Origin of the sequence: Sulfuricaulis sp., from assembly GCF_040901545.1 — a bacterium.
GTDB lineage: Bacteria > Pseudomonadota > Gammaproteobacteria > Acidiferrobacterales > Sulfurifustaceae > Sulfuricaulis.
In genome coordinates this window covers 1-11,294 of record NZ_JBBDYL010000067.1, presented here as the reverse complement: position 1 = coordinate 11,294, position 11,294 = coordinate 1, and the positions used below count along the sequence as shown (strand labels likewise).

Below are 11,294 nucleotides of genomic sequence, written 5' to 3'. Positions count from 1 at the left end.
GAACAATCCACCCAATCAGGCTAAAGGCGGTGTCATTGGAAGTGGTAGCAGCCCACTGTGTGTCCTGCTTCAGATCGCCTGTCGTGGCAAGGACAATCCTCTTTCTAAGTGACTCATGCCCTGGTTCAACGTGTGTTTTTAGATAAACATCAAAAACCTCGTTCAAGCTTTGTCGAACGGACTGAGGACCAGAATCCCAATCGCTACGCCCAATATCTCCGCGCTTGATAACCAACAATAACAATTCCCGAACTCCGTCTTCTGCGAGCCCCACTGCCGCCAAGTCAACACCATATTGACGGATGCCCGTTTGTGGTTTGGAAGTTGGGACATATCCCATAGCAAGCAAAAGGTCTGGAAGAAGACGATCAAATTCGTCACGCTCTTTGAGGGTTCGCAAATATTGAGCGAGGATCAACTTCATGACTCCCCCCGCTTGATTTTACGCAGCCATAAATGACTTATCTCATAGCCAACCGCGTCGAACGCCTCCCGCATTGGTACTGAGACCGATTGGGAGAACGACCGCATGTGCGTCGCGTCCGTATAACCACCGTTTCGGAAACTAAACCATCCAATTCCTGCCTTAATCGGGACTTCCGTCGCAATCTGCCGGACGATGGAACCCTTTTGAGCCTCCTCGACCGCGGCGCTCATCTGCTTTGCGCGTGCCTTGGCGAATTGTCTCTGAAGCTCTGGTGAAGGCCGTAACTCGACAAGGCGCGGCAAGGCGTCAAGCGCATTGATACGACTTTTGATCTCCTCAACTGTGGTTGTATAGAACCTCTGCCATTCTTCCTTTGTTTCAGCCGCGCATGCTGTCTCAAGCATGGTTATTGTCGAAGATGGGTAGTCTTTTCCTAATTCGTCAACGCACAACGCCCGCACGAGCCCAAATACGCGGTGTGGTGCGTCCTTGGTTTTGAGGAAAGACATCGTAAGTGACAGCAAATGATCCTCTGAATATATGAAACCAAGCATGCGTCTGGCCAAAAACAGCAGATCGCTTTGCTCCAGGGCATCAAGTCGCTGGGTGCTGAACTCCGGGTGTTTAAACTCATGCGCCCACAAATGGGACAATAGCCCAGCGGCCGCGGAGGCTGGACGCCTATTGTCAGAAAGCATCCAGTCTGTAATCACCTGCGAGAATAATTCCGGGCGGTTAGCCAGCTCGATTGTTACTGTGGGAAACAACTCTGCGACTGACTTATCTCTAGCCATGTCCTTGGCATTGGCACCAACCCAATCGGTGAAGCAAGAAATAGCAAATTGTTGCTGTGCGTCATCAGCAATCAACTGAGCCAACACGTAGTCGAAGTTACCCAAGGTTCCTCGTGAGCTGGGCGAGGCCTTGCTCACTAGACGAATCCAATCGTTGAAGTTCGCCTTACTTCTCATGTCTGAAAAATTCATGAACAGCGAATCGGCAATTGCGCCTAGCGCGAATTGATCGCCAGCCTCTCCTAATAGAGCCAGTGAGTTATCGAATGCGTCCATTACGGGCACTACACCGGCCGCAGCCCGGATGGCGGTATGTCGAACCTGCTCTTCGGGATCGGACAAACCAGCCAATATGGCGGTTATCGCACTTGATATGGAGTCAGCTGCTATCAGGGTAAGTGTCAGCAGTCGCCCTAATGTCCGTAAGGCGATGCTCTTGAGCATTGAGTTTGAAGATTCAGCATCCTCAAGCGCGAGCCTGACAGCGTCTCTTGGCGAAGATTTCGCAAGCGCCACGAGTGCGGTTGGATGCAGGTTGGCAGTTGCCTCAGTAATACTATTCCTGAGGCGGTCATGGATTGTGCGACAGGTATGAGGCTGCTCTACCAATGTCTTTTCGAGCTTGCCGAAGAACATACCAGCGGCAAGGACGTTCTTCGTTCGTTCGTGCTGTACAGCACTGAGATTCAGTACTCCGTTGGGTGGCAACTCCTTAAGATAGGGCAACGCAGACTCGACGACATGAAGAACGACAAACACCCGCATTGATTCAATCTTAATCGCGTCCGCGGCGATGGAGAAGATGTCATACGTCTCGTGTACAAGAGCCAGAAGCCGACCGGCAGCACTGTCACTCTTACCAATCTCATGGCGCCAGAGATCGTGCGCAACACTAAGCCACCTCTGCAAATCATGAGAAAATTCCTCTCGATTATCTGCGTACTTATAAGCCGCAACAATGCGGTTGCGTGCCTCAATTGAAGCAAACCGAACAGTACATCCATCGATCAGGTAATCTACCGTTCCTTTTTGTGCAGCCTGCCATTGTCCCATCGTCGGCAGATTGCAAGTCAACTCCTCTGAACGGCTTATGTGAATGTCATATGCAGCCGCGCCGATAATTCTCAATAACTCACTTTCCGACCCAGGCGCGGTCACCGCCTCATCACTCACAAGCACCCCCCTCCGAAAGCCCTGAAGGCTCCTGCGATTCTGATATATCAAGGTGGCCGACCCGAATCTGCGCCGTCATCAATAAGTGCAGTAGGGTGTGGAAGAGACCGTTAAACGCACTGCGTTTGGCGTCATGCAGCCTGCACTTCCGCTCCACAACGTCAAGTTGACGAACGATCTCCTCTTGTTCCTCAAGGCTCGGCAAAGGGAGCAGTACCCGCTTCAATGTGCCAGAGTTGATGTTGAATTTTCCGTCAGCGGTTCGAATGGCACGCCCGCTCAGAAAACTTTTCCCGCGCTCGGTTCTGGCATATTCATTCACGAACGCTGGCAGGACTTTCGAATGATCAACCCGCACACGTATGAGGTAAGAAGCGAAATAGCAGTCATCCAATTCACCTCGGTATAGCGCACAACGCCCGGCGTTTTCCAGAACGCCATTGGTTCGGACGAAAAGCAAATCGCCGTCGCGGAGCCGCAGCGTATCCAACTCCGTTCGTTTTGGCTGACCGTGCTTGAGGTCGCCAAGGTCAATTGAGCCGCCAATGACATTCGGAATGCGGAGCACTGGGAAGCCAGCTTTGCCGTGCTCGCATTTCACGGAAGTACCGTAATCAAACGCGATTGCGGCACTTTCGAGTGAAGTCACCTCCCAACTCTCCGGCACGGGGCCGATTTCGGTTTCTTTTTGTGGTTCGCCGCGCAGGCCTTGGGTGAATAGTTGGTGGAGGAGCGTTTTTTTCAATTCGGCGGTGAGCTGAAGCAACCGCTCCTGCTGCTCGATCGCTAGCTGCACCATGCCCAACACGCCCGCGATCTTTCGCTGCTCGGACAGAGGTGGAACGTGGAACCTGAATTCACGCAAACTAGCCCAAGAGGTTCGTGGGTGTTGCACGCCTGATGTCGTTGCTTTGGCATGCCCAACAAACTCGTCAGTGTGCGTTAGCAAGCAAAGAAAATCAGGAATGGATTTCTCAGTTGCACGAAATACCAAAATGTCTGTGGAGCAGATACCATCCTCGTTCACCAACACAGACTTTCGCAGGTAGGGGCGAAGTTTCCCAAACAAGACATCTCGCTTGTGGAACTCGGTTTTTCCACTGCGTACGTCCGATTCCTTTCCACGACCAACCAGAGCAGGATGCCCCGACGCAAGATGTTCGAGACCGAGATACAAGCGTCCCCCATTTGCTGACGGCGATGCGGCATCCTGGGCGCGGTTGCAGATATCCCCGAAGCGCGCTGGTGTCCAACCAGGCGGAGGCGATTCAAGAAGTAGTGAATGCTCAGACATTACGCGCCTAAGGCCGAAAGAATCTTATTGAGCTGTTCCGATGTCGTTCGCGCCTCTTCGTCAAGTTCGCGAAGCTCCTCCATAATCTCCGCAATCGACCGATACTCCTCGCCTTCGCCTGTGTGGATATAGCGACTCGGCGATATGTTGTAGTCGTTCTTGGCGATCTCCTCACGGATGACGATGCGTGAATACTTTTCTACTTCCTTCCATGCGGTGAAGGTCTTGGCGATGCGGGCGATAGCGTCTTCGGGGATATAGTTCTTGGGATCACCCTTCACAAACTCACGGCTGGCATTGAGCAGGAATAGCTTACCCTGGCGCTCCTTGGGCTTCGACTTGTTAAGCACGATGACGATGCCCGGCGCGGTGGTGTTGTAGAACAGGTTTTCCGGCAAGTAGAGCACGCCTTCGATGAGGTCTTGCTCCACGAACCAGCGGCGCACGTCCTTTTCCTTGTTGGTATTGGCGTTGCCGCTGCCGCGCGAGGCGGCGCCGGTGTCGAGTACCACGGCGGCGCGGCCCTTGTCATTGAGGCTTGCGAGGATGTGCTGCATCCAGCCCCAGTCGGCCTTCGAACCCGGGTAACCCGCGCCCTTGGGAAAGCGGTCGAGCTCGTCGGTGTCGTAGTCTTTTTCCTTGAACTCGGTCTGGTTCCACATGGGATTGGCCACCACGCGGTCGAAGGTTTGGAGGCGGTTGCCCTTGCGGAATTTCGGCTTGCGGAAAGTGTCGCCTATCTGAATCTCGCCTTCCATGTCGTGGATGATCATGTTCATGTTAGCCATGGCCCAGGTGCCGGGCTCGTTTTCCTGGCCGTAGAGCTTGGCCGGCGCAAACTTCTTGCCCTCACCCCGGCCCTCTCCCAGAGGGAGAGGGGGAGAAGCGGAGGCCCCTCTCCCGCGGGGAGAGGGGAGTGAAGCCATCTTCTCATTCAACACCAGCTCGCACTTGATGAGCAGGCCGGCGGAGCCGCAGCAGGGGTCGTACACGTCCATGCCCGGCTCGATGTCCATGATGCGCGCCATGACGAGGCCGACCTCGGCGGGGGTGTAGAACTCGCCAGCGCTCTGGCCCGAACCTTCCGCGAACTTGCGGATGAGGTATTCGTAACTGCGGCCGATGATGTCCGGCTCCACGTCATTGAGGCCGAGGCGCTTGGCGCTGATGGCCTCGATGAGGTTCGAGAGGCGGTCGTCGTCGATATCGCGTTGGCCGTGGGTGGTAGCGTTGAAGTCCACGCGGTCGATGATGCCCTTGAGCAGCGGGTTGGCGTCGGCGATGGCGCGCAGGTGGGTGGTGAGATGTTCGCCGATCTTGTCCGAGAGCGTGCGGATGACCGACCACACCGTGTCGTCCGGGTTCTTGGGTCCCAGCGGCAGGTAGAAGCGCACGAGCTTCTTGTCGTGCTTCACCAGCTTGAAGGCCTTGGCGCGCGAGCCGACCTCCTGGGCGATGCGGTTCAGCTCGTCGTCGAAGACATCGCACAAGCGCTTGGCGAAGATGAGCGGAAGGATAAACTCTTTGTATTTTGGAGCGTCCTTCGCGCCCCGGATAGAGCATGCGGCGTCCCAGATCCATGTTTCGAGGGATTTGTCAGTGGGGTTGGCACGATTGCCCCTGCCAGTTTTGTTCGTCGCCAATGACATATCTTGGCGCACGGGGTGGTGGCCGTTGCTTAGGGCGGCACCGTTAGACTTTTTAGCCGATGGTTCGGTTGCTGAAGCGTTCTTTTTCTTTCTTGGCATGCTCTTCCTTATTAAGGTGGTAGCGGGCCGTTTATATGTGTTGCGGGACCGGTATCTCTTCCTGTTCCCCTTGAAATGTTTGGAAAATCCTAACACAAGGCCAGAAGAATGCGTTCCTGAGGAGTTCAGACTATACCGGGCAATTTGGCAGAAACCCTTTTTAAGACGCAAAGTTGATGGTCGTTCGGCTCTATTACTGCGAGCCCGCATCCGCGAGAATGACAATAAACGATTTATTCAGGGTCCTAATAAACCCTTTCTTTCGGCGGGAATGGCTCGACGGTCAGCGGCTTCATGCGCACGGGTTTGTAATCGAGCTTGTGGCCGTCGCGACTGTAGAGCGTGTGCTTGAGCCAGTGAATATCATCACGCTTGGGATAATCCTGGCGCGAATGCGCGCCGCGGGATTCGTGCCGCGCCGCGGCGGAATAGACCGTGGCGTAGGCAACTTCCATCAGGTTTTCCAGCTCCAGCGCTTCAATCCGCGCGGTATTAAAAATCTTGCTGTGGTCGCGCAATGTGGCCCGCTTCAGGCGCTGGTCCAGCTCGGTGACTTTTTTGATTCCCTCATCCAGTACATCTTGCTTGCGGTAGACACCGCAATATTTTTCCATGGTCAGGCGCAGCTCGTCGCAAATCAGGTCCACCGATTCGCCAGCGCCTTTCTTGTCCCAGCGCGTCAAGCGTGCCGTCGCGCGTTCTACGGCGTCCTCCGCCATGGGACGATGGAAGCGGTTTTCCTTCAGGTATTCCAATATGTTATTCCCGGCCGCGCGGCCGAACACGATGATGTCGAGCAGTGAATTGCCGCCGAGCCGGTTGGCGCCGTGCACCGACACGCACGCGCACTCACCCGCGGCGTAGAGCCCCGGCACCGGCACTTCCGGACCGGTTTCCACGGGCACCACAACCTGCCCGAACCGGTTGGTCGGAATGCCGCCCATGGTGTAATGCACCGTGGGATTTACCGGGATCGGTTTTTCAATCGGGTCCACGTGGGCAAATCGAATCGACAAATCGCGAATGTTCGGCAGGCGTTTCTTGATTACCTCAGCCCCGAGATGATCCAGCTTGAGCAAGATGTAATCTTTTTTCGGCCCGCAACCCCGGCCCGCGTGAATTTCCTCGTAGATGGCGCGGCTCACCACGTCACGGCTCGCGAGATCCTTCACTTTGGGGGCATAACGCTCCATGAAACGCTCGCCTTCACTGTTGATCAGGTACCCACCCTCGCCGCGTACGCCTTCGGTAATCAAGATGCCGATGCCGGCGAGGGCCGTGGGGTGAAACTGCATGAACTCCATGTCCTGCAGCGGGATACCGGCGCGCAGCGCCATGGCCATGCCGTCGCCGGTGTTGATCAGCGCATTCGTCGTGGTGCGGAACAACCGCCCCGCTCCGCCGGTGGCGATCAGTGTCGTTTTAGCCTCGATGATGAGCGGCTCGCCGGTCTCGATTTCGATGACCAGCGCGCCGAGCGCGGATCCGTCCTTGTCGACCAGGAGATCGATGACAAAGAATTCATCGAAGAAATGCGTGCGCGCCTTGAGGTTCTGCTGGTAGAGGGCGTGTAGCAGGGCATGTCCGGTGCGGTCGGCGGCGGCACAGGTGCGCGCGGCATGATCACCGCCGAAGTTCTGGCTTTGACCGCCGAAAGTGCGCTGATAAATACGGCCGTTGTCCAGCCGGGTGAACGGCACGCCATAATGTTCCAATTCGATAACCAAATGCGCCGCCGCGCGGCACATGTATTCAATCGCATCCTGATCGCCCAGGTAGTCGCTGCCCTTGACGGTGTCGTACATGTGCCAGTGCCAGTTATCCGGCAGCACGTTGCCGAGCGCGGCATTGATCCCGCCCTGGGCCGCGACGGTATGCGAACGGGTCGGGAAAACCTTCGATACGACCGCCACGTGCGCTTCGCCTTGCGCCAGTTGCAATGCGGCGCGCAGTCCGCCGCCCCCGGCGCCAATCACCAGGCAGTCAAAACGACGGCGCGGGATGCTATTCATGAAAATACACTCCTACTGTGCGTCTCACGCCGCCACCATTAATATCTGCGCCGCCCAGAGGCCGAGGGCGAGCAGGCCGAAGGCGGCGATCAGCGACAGGCTGAATCGGATCCAAAGCGGGTGAATGTAATCCATAAAGATGCTGCGCAGGCCGATCCACGCATGGAGCAGCAGGCTGAATATAAATATCGCCCAGAGAATCCGCACCGACCCCAGGGCAAACCAGGCTTGCCAGGCGGCGTGGTCGCGCACCGGCTGCAGGCCGAAATACACGATGGCGTAGACCACGAAACCGGCCATATACAGCGACGACACCCGTTGCAGCAGCCATTCCATCAGTCCGGTATGGGCGCTGCCCGAGGAGTCGGGGCGCCTCACAGGCAAATCCCCGTCACTACCACCACGCTGCCGGACGCGACAAAGGTCAACCAGGCGCTGATCCGTGCCGTGGCGGTTTCATCGCCGATGCCGACATCCATCAACAGATGGCGAATGCCCGAAAAGAAATGCTGGGCAAACATCCAGACCGTTCCCAACAGGACCACGCGGCCCTCGATGGTAGCCAGGCGAGCGGCGATATCGGCATACGCCGCGGGCTCCTGGACGGAACGTTGCAACAGATAGAGGGCAAAAGGGAGCAGCAGCACCAGCACAGCGCCCGTGGCGCGATGCAGGATGGAGGCCACACCGCCCACCGGCAGGCGTATTTGTAACAAATTCAGGTAGACGGGGCGTTTCTTCTTATTTTGCATTTGCTTAGTTTAAACCAGACATTGCCGACCTTCACTCGTTTTTCCATGCAGCCGGAATTTCGCTATGATGAAGGCTGCAGTCAACAATGCCAACAACATCTCATTCGTGAACGGAATATGGCGATCATTTATCCAAAGTCAGGGTGCTGTGCGGGTAGCCGAACATGTTCAGCACTTCGGTAACGCGCTGATGGAGCGACGCGCTGCCGCCCACGAAAACATCCTTGCTGAACGCGCCGATTTTACCCTGATTCGGGCGCGCGGCGAAGGGGCGCTGGAGTTTCTGAACGCCCAGTTAAGCAATGACATCCAGCTAGTCGATGCGACCCACAGCCAGCTTGCTTCGTGGTGCAGTCCCAGAGGCCGTATGCTCGTTATCTTCCGGATTTTCCGCCGCGGAGAGGATTACTTCCTGCATTTTCCCGCCGGACTGCAAGAAACCATACTCAAACGATTGCGGATGTACGTGCTGCGCGCCAAGGTCACGCTCGATGTCGCGGATTCCGAGCTGAGAGTCTTCGGGCTGTCGGGGCCCCATGCCGAAAACATGCTCCGGGAGAGCGCGGGATTTGCCCCCGGCAGCGTGGATGGCTGCGAGACGCAAGCGGAGATAACCGTCATACGCGTGGCCGGTTCGCTGCCCCGGTTTGAAATCGTCGCGCCTCCCGCCGCTGCCGCCGGACTGTGGGAGAAATTGAAGCGCGGTGCGATACCGGTCGGCCCGCCGGTGTGGGCGTGGCTGGATATCATGGCCGGGATCCCGCGGGTGTTGCCCGAAACCAGCGAAGCGTTCGTGCCGCAGATGGCCAATCTGGAAGTCATCGGCGGCGTCAATTTCAAGAAAGGCTGCTATCCCGGACAGGAAATCGTGGCGCGGATGCAATACCTTGGCAATCTCAAACAGCGCATGTATCGCGCGCATGTTGACGGCGATATCGCCCCGCGCCCGGGCGAATCCATTTACGCCCCGAACTTTCCCGGTCAATCCGCCGGCACCGTGGTGGATGCCCAGGCTTCGCCGCAGGGCGGGTTCGACCTGCTGGCCGTTATCCAGATCAACAGCGCCACGGCGGGCGAGCTGCATTTGGGCAGCAATACCGGTCCGCGCATCACCGTCGAACCTTTGCCTTATACCATTCCTGCCGGCGGCTGAATATTTCCGGTCAGGATTTGCCTGACCGGGCTCGGTCAGCGCACGGTAGAATCGTTGGAGGGTGACTTATCCGGCGGTTCTTCAATAACCTGGATGAAAATTTCGCCCTTTTTCACCATTCCGAGTTCCGCGCGCGCCCGTTCCTCAATTGCCTGCAATCCCTGTTTGAGGTCGTTGACGTCGGCCTCAAGGGCCTGGTTGCGATCTTTCAGGCGGGCGTTTTCCAGCTGTTGCGCGGCGATTTCCCTGCTGAGCCGCCACGCCGCGATGACACCGCCATTCCCAAACCACAAGGGATATTGAAGCAACACCAGCATGGCCAGCAGCACATAGGTTGCGATCTTCACAAATTTCATTCTACCTTACCGATTCGGGTCGCCGCAGCGCCGCTCATCAGCCAAGCCTGGGGAATGCCCGCCGTCCGGGATAAACAGCATCTGAGCCCAACTCTTGCTCGATGCCGAGCAGCCGGTTGTACTTGGCCACGCGGTCGGAGCGCGACAGCGATCCGGTTTTGATCTGGCCGACACCGGTAGCCACCGCCAGGTCGGCGATAAAACTGTCCTCCGTTTCGCCGGATCGGTGCGAGATCACGGATGTGTAACCCGCCCGGCGCGCCATGGCGATCGCTGCCAAGGTCTCGGTCAAGGTGCCGATCTGATTTAACTTGATGAGAATCGAGTTGGCGACGCCTTGCTTGATGCCCTGTGCGAGAATTTTCGTGTTGGTCACGAACAGGTCATCGCCCACGAGCTGGATTTTCGAGCCAAGTTTTTTCGTAAGCTTGCCCCAGCCTTCCCAGTCGTTTTCGGCGCAGCCGTCTTCGATCGTAATAATCGGATAGCTGACGACCCATTCGGCCAATTTGTCGACCAATTGTTCGGCGTTGAGGCTGACATGTTCCGATTCCATTACATACTTGCCATTTTTGCAGAACTCGGTGCTGGCCACATCGAGGCCGAAACAGACGTCCGTCCCCAGCTTGTAACCGGCCTGCTCAATGCCCAGTGCGATAACCTGCAATGCCGCTTCGTTGGATTTAAGATTCGGCGCAAAACCACCCTCGTCGCCCACGGCGGTACTCAGCTTCATTCCCTGCAGCACTTTCTTGAGCGCATGAAATATTTCCGCGCCGCAACGCAGCGCCTCCGCAAACGTCGCGGCGCCCACCGGCAGGATCATGAACTCCTGAAAATCGATATTGTTGTCGGCGTGCACCCCGCCGTTAATGATATTCATCATCGGCACCGGCATGACCAGGGGCGGTTGGCCGGCGAGATCGTTCAAATGGCGATACAGCGGAAGTTTGGCGTCACTCGCGGCCGCCCGCGCGCACGCCAGTGACACGGCGAGAATCGCGTTGGCGCCAAGGCGGGATTTATTCTCCGTGCCATCGAGTTCCATCATGATCCGGTCGACGGCTGCCTGATCGTCCGCCGGCTTGCCGGCCAGCGCCAGGAGGATTTCGCCCTGGACATGATCGCACGCCCGGCGCACGCCTTTGCCGAGATAGCGCATGGGGTCACCGTCGCGCAATTCGATGGCTTCGCGACTGCCGGTGGAGGCGCCGGAGGGGACGGCGGCCCGGCCCACGGTTCCGGAATCCAATATGACATCGGCCTCGACGGTCGGGTTTCCGCGTGAATCGAGGATTTCGCGCGCCCGGATATCAGTTATGGTTGGCATTTCGTGTGTGGATATAAAAATAGTTTGGATCGATGACTTATGTCACCGTGAACATGAGAATTCAGCAGCCAAATGAAAACTTTATGTCCTCATATTAGAACCTATCTCAAAATACCATGTTTCGGTTCTCGTAGGGTGCGTCCCACGCACCAATGGCTTCGGTTAAGCCGTGGATCGGTGCGCAGGGCGCACCCTACCGATTTTGAGATAGGTTTGCTTTGTTGAAAACCTTAATCTAAGCCACCTGAGGATCAT

Annotated in this window: 9 protein-coding genes and 1 pseudogene; 1 reads left to right on the top strand and 9 read right to left on the bottom strand. The window is 56.8% G+C overall.

Annotated elements, in window-relative coordinates:
* The 7 genes and pseudogenes from WD823_RS13770 to sdhC all read right to left on the bottom strand — a co-directional run.
* Positions 1–424: pseudogene (locus WD823_RS13770) on the bottom strand (hypothetical protein); the annotation flags it as partial.
* Positions 421–2,394, bottom strand: coding sequence for a hypothetical protein (locus WD823_RS13765; RefSeq protein ID WP_368430072.1), 1,974 nt, complete (start codon positions 2,392–2,394; stop codon positions 421–423). The gene WD823_RS13765 and the pseudogene WD823_RS13770, both read right to left, overlap by 4 nt.
* Positions 2,387–3,688, bottom strand: a complete 1,302-nt coding sequence (locus tag WD823_RS13760; protein ID WP_368430071.1) for a restriction endonuclease subunit S — start codon at positions 3,686–3,688, stop codon at positions 2,387–2,389. Before WD823_RS13760 ends, WD823_RS13765 begins: the two co-directional genes overlap by 8 nt.
* Positions 3,688–5,337, bottom strand: a complete 1,650-nt coding sequence (locus WD823_RS13755) for an N-6 DNA methylase (RefSeq protein ID WP_368430073.1) — start codon at positions 5,335–5,337, stop codon at positions 3,688–3,690. Before WD823_RS13755 ends, WD823_RS13760 begins: the two co-directional genes overlap by 1 nt.
* A 344-nt stretch (positions 5,338–5,681) precedes the next feature.
* Positions 5,682–7,448, bottom strand: coding sequence for a succinate dehydrogenase flavoprotein subunit (gene sdhA, locus WD823_RS13750; protein WP_368430070.1), 1,767 nt, complete (start codon positions 7,446–7,448; stop codon positions 5,682–5,684).
* 24 nt (positions 7,449–7,472) lie between these two features.
* A complete protein-coding gene (gene sdhD, locus WD823_RS13745; RefSeq protein WP_368430069.1) occupies positions 7,473–7,826 on the bottom strand; it encodes a succinate dehydrogenase, hydrophobic membrane anchor protein in 354 nt (117 codons plus the stop codon).
* Positions 7,823–8,200, bottom strand: a complete 378-nt coding sequence (gene sdhC / locus WD823_RS13740; RefSeq protein WP_368430068.1) for a succinate dehydrogenase, cytochrome b556 subunit — start codon at positions 8,198–8,200, stop codon at positions 7,823–7,825. The genes sdhD and sdhC overlap by 4 nt, the downstream gene beginning before the upstream one ends.
* A gap of 64 nt (positions 8,201–8,264) precedes the next feature.
* On the opposite strand from sdhC, the gene WD823_RS13735 reads away from it, so the two are divergent.
* The gene (locus WD823_RS13735; RefSeq protein ID WP_368430067.1) at positions 8,265–9,353 is read left to right on the top strand and encodes a folate-binding protein YgfZ; all 1,089 of its coding nucleotides are present in this window, start codon (positions 8,265–8,267) and stop codon (positions 9,351–9,353) included.
* Positions 9,354–9,388: 35 nt separating this feature from the next.
* On the opposite strand, the gene ftsB is transcribed toward WD823_RS13735, so the two are convergent.
* Both ftsB and eno read right to left on the bottom strand, forming a co-directional pair.
* Positions 9,389–9,709 carry a cell division protein FtsB gene (gene ftsB, locus WD823_RS13730; RefSeq protein ID WP_368430066.1) on the bottom strand — a complete coding sequence of 107 codons (321 nt, stop codon included), beginning with the start codon at positions 9,707–9,709 and terminating at the stop codon, positions 9,389–9,391.
* A gap of 37 nt (positions 9,710–9,746) precedes the next feature.
* Positions 9,747–11,039, bottom strand: coding sequence for a phosphopyruvate hydratase (gene eno, locus WD823_RS13725; RefSeq protein WP_368430065.1), 1,293 nt, complete (start codon positions 11,037–11,039; stop codon positions 9,747–9,749).
* Positions 11,040–11,294: the final 255 nt, after the last annotated feature.